Origin of the sequence: Paramicrobacterium chengjingii (assembly GCF_011751765.2) — a bacterium.
Taxonomy (GTDB): Bacteria; Actinomycetota; Actinomycetes; order Actinomycetales; family Microbacteriaceae; genus Paramicrobacterium; species Paramicrobacterium chengjingii.
In genome coordinates, this window is the sequence record NZ_CP061169.1 from 770051 (window position 1) to 792716 (window position 22666).

Sequence of the window (22666 nt, forward strand, 5' to 3'; positions counted from 1 at the left end):
GCCTGCGAAAGAGTGAGCACCATTTCCCGACGCGATCCGGATCAGCCCCGCACGCTGCTGGGCACAATGCTCATGCCGCGTTGGATCGCACTGCTTGTTCTGGCGCTCGTGATCGCCGCGGCCTTCGCTGCACTGGGAAAATGGCAGCTTGAACGCGCGTATCGTGCAGCCCCCACGCAGCAGTCGGCACCGACAGAGTCCGTCAAACCTCTCACCGAGACCGTCGAAACCGGCAGCCTTCTGCGCACCGAGCGCGTCGGGCAGATCGTGAGCGCCGAGGGCGAGTTCGTCCCCGGCGACTACCTCGTCGTTACCAACAGGATGAACGAGGGGACAAGCGGGTACTGGGTAGCAGGGCACCTCGTCACGAAGCAGGGCAACGCGCTCGCCGTCGGCCTGGGGTGGACGGAATCACGGCAGACGGCGGATGCTGTCGCCGAGCGCCTGAACGCAGAGCAGCGTTCCGGGGCATCCATCACCGGCCGTGTGCTCCCGGCACAGTTTCCCGAACTCGACGAAGACGCTCCCCACGACATCTCGACGATGGCGCCAGCATGGTTTGTCAACGAGTGGCAAGAGATGGATGGCGTCGACGTGTACGAGGCTTACGTGGTGGCCGATAGCGCGCCGACCGGACTCGAGACCATCAACGCTCCACCCCCTGAGCAAGAGGTGGAGATCAACTGGCTGAACATCTTCTACGCCATCGAATGGGTTGTGTTCGCCGGTTTCGCCGTGTTCCTCTGGTTCCGCATTGTGAAGGACGGGTGGGAACGCGATCTGGAAGAGCGTGAACTGGCCGAGGCCGACACCGGCGCACCGAGTGAGAAAGTAAACTAGACACATGGCACTTGAACCAAAAGCATCCGATCTGCCCAAAATTCCGGGTGCCCTCAAGCTTTATCAAGTGGCATCGATCATCACGGGTGTGCTGTTGCTCGCACTCTGCGTCGAGATGCTGCTCAAGTACGCGTTCGGCCTCGAACTCGAACTCGGCGGAGCCTATGGTTTTCTTGCCTTCGTGCCGAGCGGCAGCGTCGCGGCGATCAACCTGTCGATCGGCGTGCTCGTCGTGCACGGCTGGTTCTACGTCGTGTACCTGTTCGCCGACTTCAGGCTGTGGAGCCTGATGCGTTGGCCGCTAATGACGTTCGTGTTGATCGCCCTCGGCGGCGTCGTGCCGTTTCTCTCGTTCATCGTTGAAGCGAGAATGGCGAAGCGCGTGAGAGCGTACCTCGCCCAGCGCCAGGCGCGAGATGACCAGACCCGTGATGCCGAAGCTCAGGAGGCAACCCATTAGCGAGCAGACCACGGCCCAACGGCCGGTTCTCGTCATCGATTTCGGAGCCCAGTACGCGCAGCTGATCGCGCGTCGTGTGCGCGAGGCAGGTGTGTACTCCGAGATCGTCCCCCATACGATCACCGCAGCCGAGGTGCGTGCACAGCAGCCCGTTGGCATGATCCTCTCTGGGGGGCCGTCAAGCGTCTACGCTGACGGCGCGCCCGGCTTCGACGGCGAGATCTTCGAGCTCGGCATCCCGACGCTCGGCATCTGCTACGGCTTTCAGGTGATGGCGCTCGCCCTCGGCGGCGAGGTAGCGCACACGGGCAAGCGCGAATACGGATCGACGGATGCATCGCTCGGCGGCGATGGCGGCACGCTGCTCGCCGGCCAGCCTGCCGAGCAGACCGTCTGGATGAGCCACGGTGATTCAGTGGCGGAGGCTCCGCAGGGCTTCCAGGTGCTGGCGTCGACAGCATCCACGCCCGTTGCGGCGTTCGCCAACGACGAGCGTTGCCTGTACGGCGTGCAGTGGCACCCCGAGGTGAAGCACTCCGCGTTCGGGCAGAACGTTCTCGAAAACTTCCTTCACACGGCGGCAGGCATTCCCTCCGACTGGAACTCGGGCAATGTGATCGCCGAGCAGGTCGAGCGCATTCGTGCGCAGGTGGGCGACGCTCGCGTCATCTCCGCGCTTTCGGGCGGCGTCGACTCGGCGGTCTCCACGGCGCTCGTGCACGAGGCCATCGGCGATCAGCTCACCGCTGTGTTCGTCGATCACGGGCTGCTGAGGCAGGGCGAGCGAGAGCAGGTGGAGAAAGACTACGTTGAATCAACGGGCGTGCGCTTGATCACTGTGGATGCCGCCGACACGTTCATCGGCCACCTCGAAGGAGTCTCCGACCCCGAGCAGAAGCGCAAGATCATCGGCCGTGAGTTCATCCGCACCTTCGAGAAGGTGCAGCGCGATCTCGTCGACGAGGCGAGGGCCATCGGCGGTGCTCCAATCAAGTTTCTCGTGCAGGGCACGCTCTATCCCGACGTCGTTGAGTCGGGAGGCGGTACGGGAACCGCGAACATCAAGAGCCACCACAACGTAGGCGGACTGCCTGACGACCTCGATTTTGAGCTCATCGAGCCGCTTCGCGCGCTGTTCAAAGACGAGGTGCGGGCGATCGGCCGAGAACTCGGCATTCCCGACGCCATCGTTGGTCGTCAGCCGTTCCCCGGGCCCGGCCTCGGCATCCGGATCATCGGCGAAGTGACGGCAGAACGGCTCGACGTGCTTCGCCGCTCAGACGCCATCGTGCGCGATGAGCTCACGGCTGCAGGGCTCGACAGTGAGATCTGGCAGTGCCCCGTCGTGCTTCTCGCCGACGTTCGCTCGGTTGGCGTTCAAGGAGACGGGCGAACGTACGGGCACCCCATCGTGCTGCGACCGGTGTCGAGTGAAGACGCAATGACCGCCGACTGGACCCGCGTGCCCTATGACGTTCTCGCGCGCATCTCGAATCGCATTACGAACGAGGTTCACGAGGTGAACCGCGTTGTCGTTGATATCACTTCGAAGCCGCCGGGCACCATCGAGTGGGAGTGACTCTCTGAGCCCGCCGAACCAGGCTACAGAACAGAATGTGCGCTACAGAACTTTCTGTAGCGCACATTCCATTCTGTGGCTCACCGGTCTGGAGGACAGGCTGGCGGCGGATCACACGCCCATGAGAAAGAGCTGGGCGATCGAAGCCGCGATGCCGATCACGAGAAACCCGAGTGCCGAGAAGCCGAGGGCGCGCGCGTGCGAGCGCGGGCGCCCGAATCGGATCGTGCCCGGGCGGTTCACGCGGTAATACAGCTCGGTCTCGAGACGGTCGCCCAGATGCGCGATCTGTGCGTGACTGAGCTCGGCTTCGCCAGCGCTTGCTCCGGCATCGTGAAACCAGCGGACAAGTGTGCGCTCGCCGTCGACGATGACGTATGCGAGCGTATGCTGCCACCGAACGCTCGTCAGCCGCACGACGAGCGCTGCGACGGCGACAAGCACGCACATGCCGAAGGCGATCCACGACGCGAACTCGAGCGCGAGCATGATCTGTTCGTCACTGTCCACCGTGCTCCTGAACGTTCGAGCTCCCCGAGTTTTGGCTCGGCTGAGATGGATCCTACCGGCAGTGGGCCAAGCGACCGCTATTGCTATAGTCAGGACATGGCAGTTCGATGGCGAACACGCACAGCGGGGCTTCTCATGGTTGCTGGAGCACTGCTCGGACTCACTGGCTGTGGCTCGTCGAGTCCATTGCCTGTTTTCGATCACGAGCAGACTGCGAACGACATCTTTCTGAGCACGTCAGACGATCACGAGCTCGAGATCGAGAGTGGCTCGAGTCGATTTCTCGGCACCGACAGCAGGGGAATCGATTACTACACCTACCTCACACGGGACGAAGCCGGAGAAGGAGTCTGCCTCGTCGTCGTGGCTGACGGTGCCGAAGACTGGACATCGGGGTGCGGATCCCTGCCCGTGACTGTCGGGGTTCCAGAGGCTGGCGTTGATTCTGCGACCCTCGGTAATTTTCGTGACGTCGAGCAGTCGGGAGAGATGGTTGGCGACTATGTCGCAGTCGAGGGGCCCGAGTACTGAGCACTTGAACTATGACCAGTTCGGCGGCAGGATGCTGGAATGAGGCCGTTGACAGCCGACGACATCCGCTCGTCATTCGTGAATGCCACGCCAGAGCAGCTCGATCGGCTGCCGATTCCTGGGCTGCACGAGACAATCTGGCATGAGCGCGAATTCTTGGGCTGGCGAGATCCACAAGCTGCACGGCTCGGCTATATCGTGCACTGGGCGGGTGATCGGCCGGTGGGGGTCGTCGTGCGCGCGGCATCCGGAAGCCTCAGACACGGCATCGCCGCCATGTGCTCGTTCTGCCGCTCGTCGCAGCCAGCCACGCAGGTGCGCATGTTCAGCGCGCCACGGGCGGGGGAAGCCGGCCTCAACGGCAACACGATCGGCACCTACATCTGCGAAGACCTCGCCTGCCCCATGCTCATTCGCATCACGCCATCGCAGCCGCTACAGCCCGACCTCGTCGAGTTGCGATCGCAGCGTTTGCTTGAGCGGGTGCACGGCTTCACTGCTGACGTGCTGAAGACGGCGTGAGTGCGGCTCGGGTGAGATACCAAAAAGTGCCCCTGATCCACGAGGAATCAGGGGCACTTTTAGGTATCTCAGAGTGAGGCGCTAATCGCGGGCGATGGCGATCATGCGCAGAATCTCAAGGTAGAGCCAGACGACCGTCATGATGACGCCGAAGACACCGGTCCAGCCGTACTTGCGGGGAAGTCCGTTCTCAGAGCCGCGCTTGATGAAGTCGAAGTCGAGAACGAGCGAGTACGCGGCCATGATCACGACGAGAACGCCGAGGATCAGCCCGAACGGGATGCCCATGATCTCAGCGCCACGCATACCCCACGGGTCGTCGTTCACGCCCGTCCACATGAGAACGATGTTGACAAGCGAGAAAGCAGCGTAGCTGATCATCGCGATCATGAAGACCTTGGTCGCCTTCTTGGACGCGCGGATCTTGCCGCTGGCGAAGAGGGCGAAGGTGACGCCAAAGACCAATACTGTGCCGATAAGCGCCTGGCTGACGATGCCGGGGTAGATGGTCTCGAAAATGCCGGAGATGCCGCCGACGAACACGCCCTGCACACCCGAGTAGGCGAGCACCAGCGGAGCGGATGGCTCCTTCTTGAAGATGTTGACGAGGGCGAGCACGAAGCCGGCAATGGCCGCCGGAATCGCAAGAGCCGGAATGAACCAGCCGATTGCCGCGCCGACGAGCAGGATGCCGAAGGCGACGACTGACTTGCCGAGGGTGTCTTCGACGGTCATGCGGTCGGTCTGCGCGGCCGTTGCAGCGGGCTGCTCGTACATCTGCTGCAGCTGCTCAGCCGTCATGTTCGGCTGCGCTGTCGCGGCACCGCCGCCGCGCTGGAAGCCGGCGTTACGGAATGCCGGGTTGTTCATGGCCATGAGGCGTGATCCCTACTCTCTCGTCGGGGGTTGGAATACTGTGATTAACGCTATCGGACTCTCCTATGTTCCCGCAGTGACCCCCGGTGAATCCTCAGCTTGCACCAGCCCGAATGGATGCCGCGGCACGTAGCCTTGCCATATGTCAGCACTCGTCATCGGGCACCGCGGCGCCCCAGGCTACCGTCCCGAGCACTCGGCCGCGAGCTATCGGCTCGCTCTGGAGCTTGGAGCAGACGCCGTCGAGCCCGACATCGTTGCCACGCGCGACGGCGTGCTCGTCGTGCGTCACGAGAACGAGATCGGCGGCACCACCGATGTGGCGCAGCATCCGGAATTCGTCGACAGGCGAACCACCAAGACCATTGACGGCTCCGAGATCAGCGGCTGGTTCACCGAAGACTTCACCTGGGAAGAGCTGCAAACGCTGCGCGTGCGCGAGAGAATCGCCAAGCTGCGACCAGGCAGCGCCGAATATGACGGGACCGAGCGGATGCTGTGTCTCGCCGACGTGCTTGAGCTGCTGCGCGAGCACGAACGCACAACCGGGCACCATGCCGGCGTCGTCGTGGAGATCAAACACGCCACATACTTCGAATCGATTGGCCTTCCCCTGGACGACCTGCTTGAGCATGAGCTTCGCGGCACGGGCTGGGCAGCGGCGACCGGCCTCGTGATCGAGTGCTTCGAGCTCAGCGTGCTCGAACGACTGAGGGGCCGCGGCGTCGATGCGCGATACGTCTACCTGATCGAGAAGTCGGGTGCGCCCGCCGACCGGGTGGTGCGCGATGGCACGGCGGCCGCGACCTACGCTGACGATCTCGGCGATGCGGGGCTCGAGACGCTGGCCGCTGTTGTCGACGGCATCAGCGTCGACAAGGCATACCTGCTGCCGTGGACCACACTGGGGAGCGGTGTCGGAGACCTCGTCGCGCGGGCCCATCGGCGCGACCTCACGGTATACGCCTGGACGCTGCGCCCCGAGAACGCCTTTTTGAACGCGCGGCACCGGCGGGGCGACGACGCGGGCGCCTTCGGGGACTGGCAGGGCGAGTTCGACGAGATCTTCTCCACAGGTGTCGACGGGGTGTTCGCCGATCACACCGACCTCGCGCTGCGGGCGCGGGCTGTCAGAGACACAGCCTAGACTTGACGGGACATGACGAGTTCCACTACTTCTGATGCACAGGGCAGCAGCCAGGGCACGGGCGACTCCTCGGCTCCGGTGATCGTCGACTGGCCGACGGCTGCCGCTCCGCGTGGCGGTGCGACGGCATCCGATCACCTGCTCGACGGCCTCAACCCGCAGCAGCGCGAGGCCGTCGAATACCGAGGCAAAGCGCTGCTCATCGTTGCGGGTGCCGGGTCGGGCAAGACCCGTGTGCTCACGCACCGAATCGCGAGCCTCATTGAGAACCGCGAGGCGTGGCCGAGCCAGATTCTCGCCATCACGTTCACGAACAAGGCAGCGGCCGAGATGCGTGAGCGCGTCGAAGATCTGCTCGGTGGCCGCACAGAGGGCATGTGGATCTCCACATTCCACTCGGCGTGCGTGCGCATTCTGCGGCGCGAGGCAGAGAACGTCGGATTCAGCAAGAACTTCACCATCTACGACTCGTCAGACTCGCGCGTGCTACTCAAGCGCATCATCAAGCGCCACGACGCCGACATGTTCGGCTTCACCCCGGCAAATGCCTCTGCCAGAATCTCCAAGCTCAAGAATGAGCTGGCGGATGCCGATGGCTACGCGCGCAATGCGAACATGTCTGACCCGAACGAGGTGGCCTTCGTCGAGATCTTCCGCGATTATCAGCGGGAGCTGCAGCGTGCCAGCGCGTTCGACTTCGACGACCTCATTGCGCAGACCGTCTACCTGTTCAGAGCGTTTCCGCAGGTGGCGGCGCTGTACCAGAAGAAGTTTCGCTACGTTCTCGTCGACGAGTACCAAGACACCAACCACGCGCAGTACTCGCTCATTCGGGAGCTCACGCGGGAGCCCGAAGGCGACGGCTTTCTGCCGGGAACGCTCGAGGGCGCCTCGCTCACGGTTGTGGGTGACTCCGACCAGTCAATCTACGCGTTCCGCGGTGCCGACATTCGCAATATCGTCGAGTTCGAGCGCGACTTCACCGGAGCAAAGGTGATTCTGCTCGAGCAGAACTACCGATCGACCCAGAACATCCTCTCGGCGGCGAATGCCGTCATCTCAAACAACTTCGACCGCAAAGACAAGAAGCTCTGGACCGACATCGGCGATGGCGACAAGATCATCGGCTTCACAGGGTACTCGGGGCACGACGAGGCGCAGTTCGTGGCCGATGAGATCGAGCGACTGCACAGAAACGGCGTCGCATACGGAGATGTCGCTGTCTTCTACCGCACAAACGCGCAGACGCGAGCGCTGGAAGAAATCTTCGTGCGCTCGGCCCTTCCCTACAAGATCATGGGCGGCACCAAGTTCTACGAGCGCGCCGAGATCAAAGACGCGTTCGCCTACCTCACCGCTGTCATGAACCCCGCAGACGAGCTTGCCGTTCGTCGCATCATCAACACGCCCAAGCGCGGCCTCGGACCGGCGACGATCACCCAACTTGCCAGCTTTGCCGAGAACGCCGAGACCACCTTGCGAGAGTCGCTGCGCGAAGCATCCACCCTGGGTTTCGGTCCCAAGGTGACGCGTGCCATCAGCGACCTGTCTGCCGTGCTCGACGAGGCTGTGGCGCTCGCCGATGCGGGCAGGGTGAGCGAGGTGCTCACGACGCTCATGCAGAAGAGCGGTCTGATCGACTCACTGCGGATGAGCCGTGACCCGCAAGACGAGGCGCGTGCTGAGAACATCGATGAGCTAGTCGCCGTCACGAAGGAGTTCGAGCGCAACAACCCAGACGGCACGCTCCTTGACTTTCTCACGGAGGTGTCTCTCGTCGCCGCTGCCGATGATCTCGATGATGCGAGTGGAACGGTCTCGCTCATGACGCTGCACACGGCGAAGGGCCTCGAGTACGACAGCGTGTTTCTCACCGGCATCGAAGAAGACCTGTTGCCGCACCGCATGTCGGCGAACGAGCCGGGCGGTCCGTCTGAGGAGCGCCGGCTTTTCTATGTGGGCATCACGCGCGCGCGCAAGCGGCTGTTTCTGTCTCTCGCTATGACGCGCGCGCAGTACGGCGAGACGGCCGTTGCGATGCCGAGCCGGTATCTACAAGAGATTCCGGCCGAGCTCATCGAGTGGAGGCAATCGCCGGGCTCCGTCAATTCGCGCGGCGGCACCCAGTCGCGCGCGCTCAATGCCAACCGCTGGTCGCAGACACGGGGAACGGATGCTGCGGCTCTGCCGCGCGCCGAGAAGAAGGAGTGGCCCAACAAAGTCACGAATTCAGTGCGCGACAATGGCGACCTCGAGCTCGCGGCGGGCGACCGCATCCGTCATACCGACTTCGGCGAAGGCCGTGTTCAGAACGTGACGGGTGAAGGAACCAAGCGCGTGGCCCATGTGCAATTCGACAACGCGGGCGCGAAGAAGCTCCTGATCAAGATCGCTCCTATCGAGAAGTTGTAGCGTGGCTCGCCGCTTGGCGTACCGGCTGCACGCGCTCGATTTTGAGGTAGCAACGCGGGCTGGAATCGCTGTCGCTGTTCCGTTGGTCACTCTTACTCTGCTCGGAAGACTCGATCTGGCGCTCTACGCCTCGTTCGGGGCGTTCACGTCGCTGTACGGACGCAGTGAGGTGTATCGCACACGGCTGCGTACGGCGGGCTCTGCCGCTGCGATGCTGGTCGCATTGATCGCGGGCGGTGTGCTGATCTCGACGACGGGGTCGAACACAGGCTTTCTTGTCGTCGGGCTCGTTGCCGTGCTCGCAGCCGGGGTGCTGCTGTGCCGCACACTTTCGCTGCACCCGCCGACCCCTGTGTTCTTCACGTTCGCATTTCTCGTGTGCGCCCTGATTCCAGTGCGAGCGGATGAGGCTGGCCTTGCTGTGCTCATCGCCGTCGGGTCGGCGAGTTTCGCGCTTGTGGTCACCATGTCGGGGTGGCTGCTGCGGCTCGGCAGAGACGTGGATCGCGTCACGGCGAGTTTCAAGCTTCTGAAGCCACTGCCTCGGCGGGCGGTTTTGCGCCCTCGGGCGTGGCGTGACCCCGCAGTGTGGCTCAACATCGGGCAGCTTGTTGTTGGTGCGGTGATCGCCGGGGGAGCGGCCGAGCTTCTGGGGCTGGGGCACTCGTATTGGGCGGTCGTGAGCCTCGTAGCGGTCGTGCCGCCGGTGCGAGCGGCGCACTCCATCTCGCGCACGCTGCACCGCACTGTCGGCACGATTGCGGGGGTCGTTGTGACGGCGCTGGTGCTGTGGGGGCATCCGCCGGTCTGGCTATTGATCGCGATCGTCGTGGTGTGCCAGTTTGGGGCAGAGATCTTCGTCGGGCGCCATTACGGCACAGCCCTTGTCTTCATCACGCCACTTGCACTTCTGATGGTGCACCTGTCGAGTCCGGCGACCTCTGTTTCCGACATTCTCATCGATCGTGCTGTCGAGACGGCGCTCGGTGCCGCGGTCGGGGTGGCAATGGTGCTGCTTGCGCGGTTTGTGCGCGTCGGCCCGGAGCCGCAGTAGCCCGGTCTCGACGCGACGACCCGTGCGGGTCGCGGTCGAGCCGGGCCATTCCCGCTGCGATGAGTTCTCTCACAACAACGTGAATACGCTGTCGACCTGCATTCGTCAGGCCAGGAAGCTTGGGCTGATCGGCTCGTCATCGAGGTCCGATATGACCATCGATGCGCCCGGACTCAGATCGGGCCCTCAGCCTCGATGCGGTTGCGCATGTGTCCGTCTCAATCGATTCACGTTCTTGCTCAGCGTCGCGCCTGTGCGGCTTCGAGGCGCCACAAGGGTGTCGGTGAACTCTCTCGCAGTCTTCTGAGAGCGCCGAGAAATGCTGAAAACGATCACAAATGACTAGAACAAAACTTCGAATACTGCTACACTTGAGCTATGTTCGAGACGAAGACATGTCGGAGTCGGAAGGGGCCGATTCCCTTGGGTGACGAAGACCACGGGGAGATCGCTCTTCGTCCGTTCTTCATGCTTCACGACTATCTGTATCTCGACGACGAGATGCATGCGCCGATCATTGAAACTACTGATTCTGCGGCGCTCGCTCTTGAAGAGCTCGAGCGGGAGCATGAGAGGCTTCTGGCTCAGCAGGCTGTGGTTGCAGAGAAGGTCGAAGCTGCGCGCGTGACGTTTCGCAATCAGCGAGATGCGATCCTCGTGCACGGACTGTCCACGGCGCTCGAAGATGACGAAGCTTTGCGGCGAGCGTTCAGCGCTGAGGTCGCAACGCGTCTGCGTGTCTCTGATCGTACGGCGACAAACATGGTCGAAGAAGCAAAGACCGTCATCAACGATCTCCCCGGGCTGGCAGACGCATGGCGGCTTGGCTGGGTTTCGCAGCAGCACGTTCGCGCAGCCACTCATCAGGCGTGGAACGTACCGAAAGACGCTCGGCGCGCGTTCGATGACGCCATCACCCCGAAGGCTCGCACTCAGACGCCGTCACGGTTTCAATCGACAGCACGAAAGCTTCGCGAGAAGCTGCACCCCGAGTCGATCGAGGAGCGCAAGAAAGAAGCGTTCGCGTTGCGCCAGGCAGAGGTGTACGAAGATCCTGATGGCATGGCGAGCATTACCCTGCACCACTCGGCCGATGTGATTCTGTCCATTGAACATGGCATGCGCGTACTTGCGAAGCGGCGCAAGAATGAGACGCCAGGGGAACAACGCACTCTGGCACAGTTGGGCGCCGACATTCTGGCAGAAGGTCTGCTCTCGCAGCTCGGCGTTGAGACATTGCGCATTGGGGCCTTCGGGCAGACGCCCGAATCAGAGCCGACGATCTCTGATGCAGACACTGATGCAGAGTCTGAGCCAGAGGATGCTGAATCGTCAGGAGCTGAACCGTCGGACTTTGAATCCGGAGGCGTTGAATCCGGAGGCGTTGAATCCTCAGAACGGGCATCACTGCATTCGGCATTGACTCCCGCGCAGCTGGCGGCCATGCGGCCCGGTGTCGTGATCACCGTGCCCGCGGAAACACTCTTGGGCAAAGGTGACGAGCCAGCCGTGCTGGGCGGCTACGGCCCCATCGACATTGACACAGCGACCGACATCATCTCGCAGGCATCGAGCTTTCACCGGGTGCTCACCAGCCCCGTCGATGGGTCGACTGTCGCGATCGATCCAAACAAATACCGTCTGAGTGAACAGGTGAAGCGTCTGATTCGTACGCGAGACGTCACCTGCGGCTTTCCCTGCTGTGATGTTCCCGCCGAGCGTTGCGATATCGACCACGTGGTTGCGTGGGTGGATGGAGGCCGAAGTTCGCCAGAGGATCTGGTGTGTTTGTGTCGCCGACATCACACGTTGAAGCATTCGACGAGATGGCACTCCGAAGTGCAACCAGACGGCAGTCTGCTCTGGACATCGCCGACGGGCGCGAAGCACGTAACGCAAAGGGGCGGAGCTGACCGGGCATAATCATGCTCATGAGCTCGTGTTTTCGATCGACCATTGTGGTTGCTCTGATGTGCGTCGGCCTCATGGGGTGTTCGGCAAGCGTCAGTGGTGGTGACGCAGCGACGCCTGACGGCATTCCTGACGGAGCCGAACGTGCAACGGTGGCGCACGTTCACGACGGTGACACGCTGTTTCTGCAACCTGAGGGAACACACGATCGTGACGAGCAGATCAAGGTTCGGTTGCTGGGCATCGATACTCCTGAGCTCGACCCTGAGGAATGTTACGGCGTCGATGCGCGGGATGAGCTGCGCAGCATCCTCCCCGACGGGTCTGCCGTGTGGACTCTGGCGGATGCAGAACCCTTCGATCAGTACGGGCGGTCGTTGCTGTACCTCTGGACAGACGAGGGCGAATTCGTCAACGAAGCGCTTGTGGCGGAGGGATATGCCCGAGTGCTCATCTACGAGCCCAACACTCGGTTTGAGACGAAGCTGAGAATGTCCGAAGCGGATGCCGAGAACGCAGATTCGGGGCTGTGGTCGGCCTGTGCCTAAGACACCCGCGCGATCTCGGCGCGCACGCGCCTCAGGTAGCGAATGGCCGGCAGATGACGGATGCCTCGGGGCAGCCGCGGCCACAGCATCCGGGTCACGGTCATCACTGCGTCGAAGCGGCGCTGCCGTGCCCGCGACCACTGAAGCCCGTATGCCTCGCGGAGCCTCTCGTCGAGCAGACCCGCGGTAATGAGTCGGGCCAGTGGCATCGACAATGTAAGCCACGGCGGCGCGACGCGCGGGTGCAGGAGGTCACGGGCGACGTGCCGCGCTTCAGCGGTGACGTGCAGCGTGGAATGCGCCCGACTCCAGTACTCGTCGAAGGCAGCGCGATCAACGGGCCAAAGCTGCTTCGGCATGCCCAGGGCGGTGCCGAGAACCGCGTATTCGCGGTAAACGTGCTCCGCAGTGTCGAGCGGGAGGGGGCCGTGGATGCGCTCGTACAGACCGATCGCCGTGCGATACAGGGTGGCGGCGACCCAAAGTTGCAGCTGCGGATCGCTCGCCGAATACGCTGGGGACTGCTCACCCGCATCCGCCTGAACCGGACGATGCGCCACCCCGACCTTGCGGGCGCCGTAGCGACGCTCGGCATCTGTTCCGTATGCCTGCACATAGACGTAGGTGAGCGTTGCATGTAGCCGATCGAGGGGGCGTGACGCAAAGTCGCTGTGCCGCGCCACCCCGAGGCCGACCTGCTCGTCGGCGATCTGCAAAAGAATCGCCGCTCCGCCACCAGAGATCAGCACGGCCTCAGCCGCGATGTCTCTCAGCTCACGCACCTGCCGCATCGCTTCAGCGTACGCGCTGTCGAGGGACGCTACAGGCCGTCAGGCGTTCACATGCAGTTGCCCGAGTTCTTGTGTGCAACGCGTCAACGCGACGTAGAGACCGTTCCACCCTCGAGGCTCCGCGGCGATGCCTGCGGGGTCGATCAGTAATGTGGCATCCCACTCCAGTCCCTTGGCCTCGGCGGCAGTAAGCACGGGGACATCGGGCATCGCCTTCCGCAGATCCGAGACCCGGCTGACCGGCGCAACGACCCCGACGGTTCCGCCGCTCCACGACGCCGCCAACGTGGTGACAGCAGCTGTGGCAGACGCAGGAAGGTCGTCGGCGGACACCGTGCGTTCCCACGGCTCGATGCCGACGGACCTGACGGCGCGAGGAGGTTCATTGCGACTACCGGCACGCGCGAGCACCGGCCCGGTGAGAGCCATCACCTCAGACGGTGTTCGATAACAGATCGTCAACCGTGCCTCGGTCCAGCGCGTCGCGAGCGCAGCACCGACGGCGTGCTCCCACGTTGTGTGCTGGTGCGGAGCCTCGGTCTGGTCGATGTCTCCAACCGCTGTGATCGACCGTGATGGGCAGCGCCGCAAGACCATCTGCCAGTGCATTTCCGTCAGTTCCTGCGCCTCGTCAATGACAACGTGACCGTATACCCAGTCGCGCTGTGCCGCCGCGCGCTCAGCCAGAAACTCGCCCTGCTCGCCCCGCGCATCGAGAGATCCGATGAGGTCGTACAGTGCATCGAGCAGAGGAATATCGCTTGGCGCCCAGCCCGTTGGCTCACCGACGATCAGATTCACGTCGGAGTCGCTCAGCGACGGCATCCATAGGTGCAGCAACTCTCTGCTTGTCAGCAGGCGGCGCAGTTCCGACTCAACCTCCAGAGTCGGCCACCACTCGTCGAGCAGCTGAGTCAAGGCCCTATCCGTCGAGATTCTTTCGCGCAAACGCTCAACGTCTTCGTCTGAGAACGTACCGTCAATCTCGCTGCCTCGTGCTCCATCGGGCAGTGCGCGGTCATCTGAGCGCGCGAGACCAGCATCGATCTTCCCGAGAATGTCTTCGAAACCTTCCTCTGCCTGTGCAAGGAGAGCCTCGCTGTGTTCGACGACAGCATCGGCGAGCAGCTCGTGGATTCGTTCCGCGAACGCTGTGCGCGCAGCGTGGTAGGAACGACCAGACGTTGACGCAGCCAGCGCACGAGCAATGCTGGATGCTGGCAACACGACGCTTTCGCCCTCCCACAGCAGTTCGAGATCTTCTGCCTGCGGGACGCGTGCCGCGACATAATTCATGAGCGATTGTTGCCAGGACGCGCGTCCCTTGAGCTCTGCGATCGCACGTGATTCGGCTCGCTCAACTTCAATGCCCGGCACAAGACTGTCGACGGTCGACGACACAACGGCGGTCTCGCCGAGCGCGGGCAGCACCTGCGCGATGTAGTCGAGGAAGCGTGGAGACGGTCCGATAACGAGAACGCCCTGCGCGGCGAGTTGAGGGTACGTGAACAGAAGATAGGCCACACGGTGAAGCGCGACAACGGTCTTGCCAGTGCCCGGCCCACCTTGCACGATCAGCGGGCCACGCGCATCCGCTCGGACAACGTCGTCTTGCTCACGCTGCAGAGTCGCCGCCGCTGATCCCATCTGGCCGGTGCGGCGCTCCCCAAGAGCAGCGAGCAGCGCGCCCTCGCCCACCAGTTCGGTCTCTGCCGAGCCGTCTAACGGCTCATCGTCAACGCCGACCACCTCGCGTCCGAGAGTGCGCACGTGACGACGGCGGGCCTGACCCTGAGGATCAACGGGCGTTGCCGTGTAGAAAGCGCGTGCAGCAGGAGCACGCCAATCGATCACGAGTGGATCGTCGTCGTCAGTTGCACCGGGAATGCCGACACGTCCGAGGTGCCGGACTGTGCGATCGTGTGCGTCAAGACGCCCGAAGATCAAACCGTGGTCGGCGTTCTGCAATTCGGCACGTTGACGTCGCAGCAGTTGCATTCGAGCCATCTGCGTTGCATCGCGTGTCTGGGTGGCGAGCTGCGCATCGACGTGGGCCAAAATTCTGTCGCGCCCGGCAAAGGCTTCGTCGAGTTTCTCTTGTTCCTCAGACAGGGCGGTTGTATGAGCTGCTGAATCGATGGTGGACAAAGTAGCGGCGTCGCGTCGTTGCACCTGACCTCTTTCGAAGAATCACATAGGCGTAGGTCAATGCCCAACGCGCGTCCGGTGCTCAGTATTCCCGATCACGTCAACGGTTTTGCGCAGGCACTGTTCCGTCTGGCGAAAGGCCGCCCGGCAGCGGGGAGGACCCAGAGTAAAGTGGTGGTGGCGATTTTCTCTCGGCGTCGAGAATGCCGAGCACGTCGCGAATTTCGGACATCACAATGCAACGCCCCCTGAGAGCGGTTAGGAACCTACGTGGATCTTTACGAGTACCAGGCACGAGACCTGTTTGAGAAGCATGAGGTCCCGGTGCTTCCGGGCATCATCGCGGACACCCCAGAGGAGGTGCGTGCAGCAGCAGAGAAGCTCGGCGGTGTCGTCGTCGTGAAGGCTCAGGTGAAGATCGGAGGCCGCGGCAAGGCTGGCGGCGTCAAGGTAGCGAAGAACCCTGACGAGGCTGAAGATGCCGCACGCGCAATTCTCGGGCTCGACATCAAGGGCCACATCGTGAAGCGCGTTATGGTCGCCGGCGGAGCTCGCATTGCAGAGGAGTTCTACTTCTCTGTTCTGCTCGACAGGGCAAACCGCTCTTACCTCTCCCTGTGCAGCGTCGAGGGCGGCATGGAGATTGAGCAGCTCGCTGTGGAGAAGCCTGAGGCCCTCGCACGCATCGAGGTCACGCCAGGCACAGGCATCGACGAGGCAAAGGCCCGCGAGATCGCCGTGGCTGCTGGATTCTCCGCTGAGCTCGTCGAGAAGGTCGCTCCCGTCTTCGTGAAGCTCTACGACGTCTACACGGGCGAAGACGCGACCCTCGTCGAAGTCAACCCTCTCGTTCTCACTGAAGAGGGCGACATCATCGCTCTTGACGGCAAGGTCTCCATCGACGAGAACGCCGGCTTCCGCCACCCCGGCCATGCCGACCTCGAAGACAAGACAGCAGCTGACCCGCTCGAAGCGAAGGCGAAGGCACAAGACCTCAACTACGTGAAGCTCGACGGCGAGGTCGGAGTTATCGGAAACGGCGCAGGACTCGTCATGTCGACCCTCGACGTTGTCGCCTACGCTGGCGAGAACCACGGCAATGTGAAGCCCGCAAACTTCCTCGACATCGGCGGCGGAGCATCGGCCGAGGTCATGGCTGCTGGGCTCGACGTCATTCTCGGCGACGAGCAGGTCAAGTCGGTCTTCGTGAATGTGTTCGGCGGGATCACCGCGTGCGACGCCGTCGCGAAGGGCATTGTCGGAGCGCTTGCCGAGCTCGGAGACAGCGCGAACAAGCCTCTCGTCGTGCGGCTCGACGGCAACAAGGTCGACGAGGGTCGACGCATCCTCGCCGACGCCGACCACCCGCTTGTCACGCTTGCCGCGACGATGGACGAGGGCGCCGACAAGGCCGCCGAACTCGCCAACGCCCGCTGAGACCCACAGAGCTTTAGGAACAACTGATATGTCAATCTTTCTCAATAAGGATTCCAAGGTCATCGTCCAGGGCATCACGGGCGGTGAAGGCACGAAGCACACCGCTCTCATGCTGAAGGCCGGTACTAACGTCGTCGGCGGGGTGAACGCTCGCAAGGCAGGCACCACAGTCAAGCACGGCGACGTCGAACTGCCCGTCTTCGGCACCGTCGCTGAGGCGATCGAGAAGACCGGCGCAGACGTGTCGATCGCGTTCGTGCCCCCGGCATTCACAAAGGATGCCGTCGTCGAGGCCATCGATGCTGAGATTCCGCTGCTTGTCATCATCACCGAGGGTGTACCCGTTGGCGACTCCGCCGAGTTCTGGGCCTACGCTCAGGAGAAGGGCAACAAGACCCGCATCATCGGACCGAACTGCCCCGGCATCATCACGCCCGAAGAGTCGCTCGTCGGCATCACCCCGGCAAACATCACGGGCAAAGGCCCGATCGGTCTTGTGTCGAAGTCGGGCACCCTGACCTACCAGATGATGTACGAACTGCGTGAGATCGGCTTCTCCACCGCCATCGGCATTGGCGGAGACCCGATCATCGGCACGACACATATCGACGCACTCGCCGCGTTCGAAGCCGACCCCGAGACCAAGGCCATGGTGATGATCGGTGAGATCGGAGGCGACGCCGAAGAGCGCGCTGCCGAGTACATCAAGGCAAACGTGACGAAGCCGGTTGTCGGCTACGTCGCCGGCTTCACCGCCCCCGAGGGCAAGACGATGGGCCACGCCGGTGCGATCGTCTCCGGTTCGGCCGGAACCGCCCAGGCGAAGAAGGAAGCCCTCGAGGCAGCTGGCGTCAAGGTCGGCAAGACCCCGAGCGAAACCGCAGAACTCATGCGCGAGATCATCGCAAGCCTCTGAGTCGACGCTACGTCAGGCCTCGCCGTGAATCGGCGGGGCCTGACGCGTATCTCGGGAAGCCCAGGGTAGGCTTGGCCACCGGATGAACCGCCTCACTGCCTCACTTCTCGCCGCTCTCGAAGCGTTAATCGTCGTGGCCATCGGCGTGTTTCTTCCGCTCGTCCCGCTCACGCTTCTGTGGGCGATTCAATACGACTTCAGCGTCGACTGGTTTGTGTTCTGGCGCGCCGCAGCCGATATCTGGCTGCTCGGAAATGGCGTTGATCTCACGGTCACACTGAACGACGCGACGCTGCAGATCGTGGGCATCCGCGCCGCAGCCGAACCGTTCATCGTCTCGTTCGCGCCCCTCGCGTTTGCACTGTTCACCGTTCTCATGGGTGTACGCACCGGCCGACGTTCGGTGCGCAGCGGCTCGTGGCTCGCGGCGATCATCACCTCCTTCGCCGTCTTCGTCGTATTCGCTGGCATCGTCGGCATCACGGCGATCAACGCAATCGCATCGCCGTCTCCGTGGCAGGCGTTTGTTGTTCCCGCTCTCGTCTGGGGTCTCGGGCTCGTTGCCGGCGTGGGCATCGAGCTTGCTGTCGGAGACACGGACGACCCCGTGCTTGAGCGCATCGAAGACCTTCGAGACCGGATGCCGTCGCACATCGACTCGATCATCGTGTCTGCCCTGCGCGCGGCAACGGGTGCCGTCGCCCTGCTCATCGTCGGCGCAGGACTCGTCGTCACCGTGAGCATCGCGTTGGGATTCAGTTCTGTCGTCTCGCTCTACGAGGCGGCCCAGGTCGGTGTTGTGGGCGGCGTAGCCGTCACGATCGCCCAGATCGCGTTCATGCCGAACATCGTCATCTGGACGGCATCCTGGCTCGTCGGGCCGGGCTTCACGCTCGGCGAAGGATCTATTGTGTCGCCATCGGGCACCATCACCGGCCCTGTTCCGAGCGTTCCGTTGCTCGGAAGCCTTCCAAGCAACGATCTCGCTTTCGGGTTTCTTGGGCTGGCTGTGCCGCTGATCGCCGGCTTTATCGCGGCGCTCTCGGCGCGCGACCAGGTGATAGCCGCACTCGGCATCCGGTCTCGGGTGGGGTACCTCGCCCTGAGCGCCGTCGTCATCGGCGTGATTGCCGGAGGCGAAATGGCGCTGCTCGCCTGGTGGTCGGCCGGCGCGGCGGGGCCGTCGCGCTTTGAGAGCGTCGGTCCTCAGCCGCTGCTCGCTGGCGCGATGTGCGCAGCGCTCGTCACCGTCGGTGCTCTTGTCGGAATGGCCTCTGGCAGCTCAGAGAGAGTGGCATCTTCCGCTCGATCGGCTGCGCGAGGCATGCGGTCGCACGACGGGTAGGATAAACGGGTGCTCTCACTCGTCGTGCTGATCTCCGGCGGGGGCTCCAACCTCCGCGCCCTCCTCGACGCGGCATCGGACGCCGAGTTCCCCGCACGAATTCTTGCGGTGGGCGCGGACAGGGATGCCGCGGGGCTTGCGCACGCCGACGAGTTCGGTGTTCCCACCTTCACCGTTCCGTATACGTCGTTCGACAGTCGCGAAGAATGGGGTCGGGCACTCCTCGAGCAGATTCGGGTGTGGGACGCCGATGTCGTCGTTCTGTCCGGACTCATGCGGCTCCTGCCAGCATCCGTCGTGAGCGCTCTGTCGCCGAATCTCATCAACACCCACCCGGCCTATCTCCCCGAATTTCCCGGCGCCCACGCCGTGCGCGATGCGGTTGCCGCGGGCGCGACGGAATCTGGGGCATCCATCATCGTTGTCGACAACGGCGTCGACACGGGCTCGATCATCGTGCAGGAGCGTGTTCCGGTTGCTCCGGACGACACCGAGCAGTCCCTGCACGAGCGCATCAAACCCGTTGAGCGCCGGTTGCTCGTGCAGACCGTGCTCGATATCGCAAATGGCCTCGACCTGCGCACGGTCTAAACCCCAATCGAAGGAGCAGCAATGAGCGGACCCAGCCACGACAAGAGCCTGTATCGCGAACGCGACGTCGTTCGCATCAAGCGGGCGCTCATCTCCGTGAGCGACAAAACCGGACTCATCGACCTGGCCAGCGCGCTCGCGAACTCTGGTGTTGAGATTGTGTCGACCGGCTCGACGGCGCAGACCATCCGCGATGCCGGCTACCCCGTCACCGATGTCGCCACCATGACGGGCTCGCCAGAGATGCTCGACGGGCGCGTCAAGACGCTGCACCCCACGGTTCATGCGGGACTGCTCGCCGATCTGCGCCTCGAGACGCACGAGAAGCAGCTCGCCGACTTCAGCATCGAGCCCTTTGAGCTCGTGGTTGTCAACCTGTATCCGTTTGTTGAGACCGTCGCGTCCGGAGCCGAGGCCAACGACATCGTCGAGCAGATCGACATCGGCGGCCCGTCGATGGTTCGCGCGGCGGCAAAGAACCACCCCAACGTCGCCGTCGTCGTCTCACCTGCCTCGTACGCTGAGATCATCGATGCCGTGGCCGCTGGCGGCACGACTCTCGTTCAGCGCCGCGCCCTCGCCGCTCAGGCCTTTTCGCACACGGCATCATATGACACGGCTGTCGCCGGCTGGTTCACGGATGCCGCTGAAGGCTTCGGTTCGTCGCTGACAATTCAGGGCGAACTGTCGCACGTTCTGCGCTACGGCGAGAACTCGCACCAGGAGGCGGCGCTCTATCTGCGCGCCGGAGGCCAGGGCATCGCGCAGGCGACCCAGCTGCACGGCAAGGAGATGAGCTTCAACAACTTCACAGACGCGGATGCTGCTGTGCGCGCAGCCTACGATTTCGCCGAACCCGCTGTCGCCGTTGTCAAGCACGCGAACCCGTGCGGCATCGCCGTAGCCAAGCCCAAAGCAGGTGACCCGATCGCGTCGGCGCACCGCCGCGCTCACGACACCGATCCCGTGTCGGCATACGGGGGAGTGATCGCGGCGAACCGCACAGTGACTCTGGGTATGGCCGAAGCTGTCAAAGAGATCTTCACCGAGGTGATCGTCGCTCCGGGATTCGACGACGACGCACTCGCCCTGCTTCAGACGAAGAAGAACCTGCGTATTCTGCAGCTCCCCGACGGCTTCGCGCTCGAGGCGCTCGAGGCGAAGCAGATCTCTGGCGGCCTTCTCGTGCAGGAGTCTGATCGCTTCGATCCCGAAGCGAACGTCACCTCCGACTGGCAACTCGTGTCGGGGGAACCGTCAGATGAGGCGACGCTGGCCGACCTCGCCTTCGCATGGAAGGCCTGCCGCAGCGTCAAGTCGAACGCCATTCTGCTCGCCAAGTCGGGTGCGGCAGTCGGTGTCGGCATGGGCCAGGTGAACCGCGTCGACTCGTGCGAACTTGCCGTCAAGCGTGCGGGCGATCGCGCGGCGGGCTCTGTCGCGGCATCCGATGCCTTCTTCCCCTTTGCCGACGGCCTTGAAATTCTGCTGAAGGGCGGCGTGAAGGCGGTCGTGCAGCCGGGCGGATCGGTGCGCGATGAAGAGGTGATCGCCGCGGCGAAGGCTGCCGGCGTCACCATGTACTTCAGCGGAGAGCGGCACTTTTTTCATTGATCCCCGTGTGAATCCACCGATAGGGGTCGGGCGCGTGGAGTGCCCGGCCACTGACATCCCGTAGGCTCGTTGTCATGACTGTCACCTGGGCCCGCCGCGTTATCGCGTCGCTTGCATCTGCCGTTCTTGTCGCACTTATGGCCCATGTTGCCGCAGTGACAGCATTCTTTCTCGTCAATCAGATGCAGCCGACGATCATCGGGCCGGCAAGCTCATACTTCATTCTCGCCAGCCTCTTCACATTCTTGCTGCTCTTCATCGCCGGGATGCTTGGCGCCCTGACCACGTGGAAATGGGCGCTGCCAGCCGGCATCGTCATCGGCATCGTCGCGCCCGTCGTCGGCGTGCTGCTGACAACGGTGCAGCAGGGCGGCGAGATGTCGGGAGAAATCTTCGGACTGATCGTCGGTACGCTCACGAGCACGAACGCCATCTACGCGCTCACCGTGTTTATCGGCGTGCCCACCGTCGGCAGGGCCGTGTATTCGGCAACCGTCGGGTACCGAGAGGCACCGCGAGCCGCTGAGCGCCGCATCGCCCTCGTGAGGCTTCCCGCCACCGCACTGACCGACGATGGCGACGACGTCGAGACAGAGTTTGATTCGGACCTCGCCGACAAGCAGTGGGACGCCTACACGGCGGCGTTCGAAGACAACGGCTGGACGACACAGGAGGTCGCCTTCGCCAGCGAGCTCCCCGACTCCGTCTTCGTGCAAGACGGCGTCGTGCTGCTCGACGACCTCGCGATCATCACCCGCCCCGTCGACGAAACTCGGCGTCGCGAGCTCGATGGAATCGAAGACACCGTCAACGATCTCGGCTTCACCGTCGAGCGCATCATGGATCCAGGCACGTTCGAGGGAGGCGACGCACTGCTCGTCGGCGACACCCTGTACGTCGGACGCTCCGAGCGTACAAACGCCGAAGCAATTCGCCAGCTGCGCAGCATCGTCGCACCATACGGCTACTCGATTGTCGCGGCACCCATGAGCAAGGTGCACCATCTCAAGTCGGCGATCACCGCGCTTCCAGACGGAACGTTCATCGGAGACCCATCGTCAATCGACACTCTGAGCCTGTTTCCCGGGTTCATCGCTGCTCCGGAACCCGCAGGGGCCGCGGTCGTGGTGCTCACCGATGACACGGTGCTGGTCTCAGAATCCGCACCCCTCACGGCCGAGCTGCTTGACGACCTCGGGTATACGGTTGTCACCGTCGATATCTCTGAGTTCGAGAAGCTCGGCGGATCAGTGACATGCCTGTCAGTTCGGGTGCGCTGACCCCACTTGCGCTGGCGAGTGAAACTCGTTTAGTCTATAAGGCTGCGTACTGAGAGAACGGTCATGCAGCGCGATCCACGAGTACGCAGGGAGGTCGATATGCCGAATGCCATTTCCGGGTTGCCGGGCAGTCGTCGCTTCCGCACGCGCGCGG

20 protein-coding genes are annotated in these 22666 nt (G+C 63.2%); 16 read left to right on the forward strand and 4 right to left on the reverse strand.

All coding sequences use genetic code 11. The features are described 5' to 3' along the window. Window positions 1-12: 12 nt before the first annotated feature. From HCR76_RS03805 to guaA, 3 genes are read left to right on the forward strand one after another with little or no spacing between them, the layout of a single operon-like run. Window positions 13-840, forward strand: coding sequence for an SURF1 family cytochrome oxidase biogenesis protein (locus HCR76_RS03805; RefSeq protein WP_166988372.1), 828 nt, complete (start codon window positions 13-15; stop codon window positions 838-840). Window positions 841-844: 4 nt separating this feature from the next. Then, window positions 845-1300, forward strand: a complete 456-nt coding sequence (locus HCR76_RS03810) for a DUF3817 domain-containing protein (RefSeq protein WP_166988374.1) — start codon at window positions 845-847, stop codon at window positions 1298-1300. Continuing rightward, complete coding sequence (guaA, locus tag HCR76_RS03815) at window positions 1296-2879, forward strand: glutamine-hydrolyzing GMP synthase (RefSeq protein WP_166990213.1); 1584 nt, start codon at window positions 1296-1298, stop codon at window positions 2877-2879. The genes HCR76_RS03810 and guaA overlap by 5 nt, the downstream gene beginning before the upstream one ends. Window positions 2880-2990: 111 nt before the next feature. Here guaA and HCR76_RS03820 read toward each other — a convergent pair whose 3' ends face one another. Continuing rightward, the gene (locus HCR76_RS03820) at window positions 2991-3389 is read right to left on the reverse strand and encodes a hypothetical protein (RefSeq protein ID WP_166988376.1); all 399 of its coding nucleotides are present in this window, start codon (window positions 3387-3389) and stop codon (window positions 2991-2993) included. Window positions 3390-3485: 96 nt separating this feature from the next. On the opposite strand from HCR76_RS03820, the gene HCR76_RS03825 reads away from it, so the two are divergent. Together HCR76_RS03825 and HCR76_RS03830 are read left to right on the forward strand one after the other, a co-directional pair. Further along, window positions 3486-3920, forward strand: coding sequence for a hypothetical protein (locus HCR76_RS03825; protein WP_166988378.1), 435 nt, complete (start codon window positions 3486-3488; stop codon window positions 3918-3920). 39 nt (window positions 3921-3959) lie between these two features. Beyond that, on the forward strand, window positions 3960-4442 hold the full coding sequence (locus HCR76_RS03830; protein WP_166988380.1) for an FBP domain-containing protein: 483 nt from the start codon (window positions 3960-3962) through the stop codon (window positions 4440-4442). Between the two features lie 81 nt (window positions 4443-4523). Here HCR76_RS03830 and HCR76_RS03835 read toward each other — a convergent pair whose 3' ends face one another. Next, window positions 4524-5318, reverse strand: a complete 795-nt coding sequence (locus tag HCR76_RS03835) for a Bax inhibitor-1/YccA family protein (protein ID WP_166988382.1) — start codon at window positions 5316-5318, stop codon at window positions 4524-4526. 142 nt (window positions 5319-5460) lie between these two features. On the opposite strand from HCR76_RS03835, the gene HCR76_RS03840 reads away from it, so the two are divergent. From HCR76_RS03840 to HCR76_RS03860, 5 genes are all read left to right on the forward strand, one after another. Continuing rightward, on the forward strand, window positions 5461-6465 hold the full coding sequence (locus HCR76_RS03840; protein ID WP_166988384.1) for a glycerophosphodiester phosphodiesterase family protein: 1005 nt from the start codon (window positions 5461-5463) through the stop codon (window positions 6463-6465). 12 nt (window positions 6466-6477) lie between these two features. Then, complete coding sequence (locus HCR76_RS03845) at window positions 6478-8877, forward strand: ATP-dependent helicase (RefSeq protein WP_166988386.1); 2400 nt, start codon at window positions 6478-6480, stop codon at window positions 8875-8877. Between the two features lies 1 nt (window position 8878). After that, window positions 8879-9931 carry an FUSC family protein gene (locus tag HCR76_RS03850; RefSeq protein ID WP_166988388.1) on the forward strand — a complete coding sequence of 351 codons (1053 nt, stop codon included), beginning with the start codon at window positions 8879-8881 and terminating at the stop codon, window positions 9929-9931. 378 nt (window positions 9932-10309) lie between these two features. Continuing rightward, window positions 10310-11854, forward strand: a complete 1545-nt coding sequence (locus tag HCR76_RS03855; RefSeq protein WP_166988390.1) for an HNH endonuclease signature motif containing protein — start codon at window positions 10310-10312, stop codon at window positions 11852-11854. A gap of 8 nt (window positions 11855-11862) precedes the next feature. Further along, a complete protein-coding gene (locus HCR76_RS03860) occupies window positions 11863-12390 on the forward strand; it encodes a thermonuclease family protein (protein ID WP_166988392.1) in 528 nt (175 codons plus the stop codon). Here the strand turns inward: HCR76_RS03860 and HCR76_RS03865 are convergent. Further along, window positions 12387-13181, reverse strand: a complete 795-nt coding sequence (locus HCR76_RS03865) for an oxygenase MpaB family protein (RefSeq protein WP_166988394.1) — start codon at window positions 13179-13181, stop codon at window positions 12387-12389. The genes HCR76_RS03860 and HCR76_RS03865 overlap by 4 nt on opposite strands. 39 nt (window positions 13182-13220) lie before the next feature. After that, window positions 13221-15353 carry a HelD family protein gene (locus HCR76_RS03870; RefSeq protein WP_166988396.1) on the reverse strand — a complete coding sequence of 711 codons (2133 nt, stop codon included), beginning with the start codon at window positions 15351-15353 and terminating at the stop codon, window positions 13221-13223. 246 nt (window positions 15354-15599) lie between these two features. Between HCR76_RS03870 and sucC the strand changes: the two genes are divergently transcribed. From sucC to HCR76_RS03900, 6 genes are all read left to right on the forward strand, one after another. After that, window positions 15600-16766, forward strand: a complete 1167-nt coding sequence (gene sucC / locus HCR76_RS03875; protein ID WP_166988398.1) for an ADP-forming succinate--CoA ligase subunit beta — start codon at window positions 15600-15602, stop codon at window positions 16764-16766. A gap of 28 nt (window positions 16767-16794) precedes the next feature. Further along, a complete protein-coding gene (gene sucD / locus HCR76_RS03880; protein WP_166988400.1) occupies window positions 16795-17682 on the forward strand; it encodes a succinate--CoA ligase subunit alpha in 888 nt (295 codons plus the stop codon). 82 nt (window positions 17683-17764) lie between these two features. Then, window positions 17765-19027, forward strand: coding sequence for a cell division protein PerM (locus HCR76_RS03885; RefSeq protein WP_166988402.1), 1263 nt, complete (start codon window positions 17765-17767; stop codon window positions 19025-19027). Window positions 19028-19036: 9 nt separating this feature from the next. After that, on the forward strand, window positions 19037-19618 hold the full coding sequence (purN, locus tag HCR76_RS03890; protein WP_166988404.1) for a phosphoribosylglycinamide formyltransferase: 582 nt from the start codon (window positions 19037-19039) through the stop codon (window positions 19616-19618). Between the two features lie 21 nt (window positions 19619-19639). Beyond that, window positions 19640-21232, forward strand: a complete 1593-nt coding sequence (gene purH, locus HCR76_RS03895) for a bifunctional phosphoribosylaminoimidazolecarboxamide formyltransferase/IMP cyclohydrolase (protein ID WP_166988406.1) — start codon at window positions 19640-19642, stop codon at window positions 21230-21232. Between the two features lie 74 nt (window positions 21233-21306). Then, window positions 21307-22512: a dimethylarginine dimethylaminohydrolase family protein gene (locus HCR76_RS03900; protein WP_235933930.1), complete on the forward strand. Its 1206-nt coding sequence runs from the start codon at window positions 21307-21309 to the stop codon at window positions 22510-22512. Window positions 22513-22666: the final 154 nt, after the last annotated feature.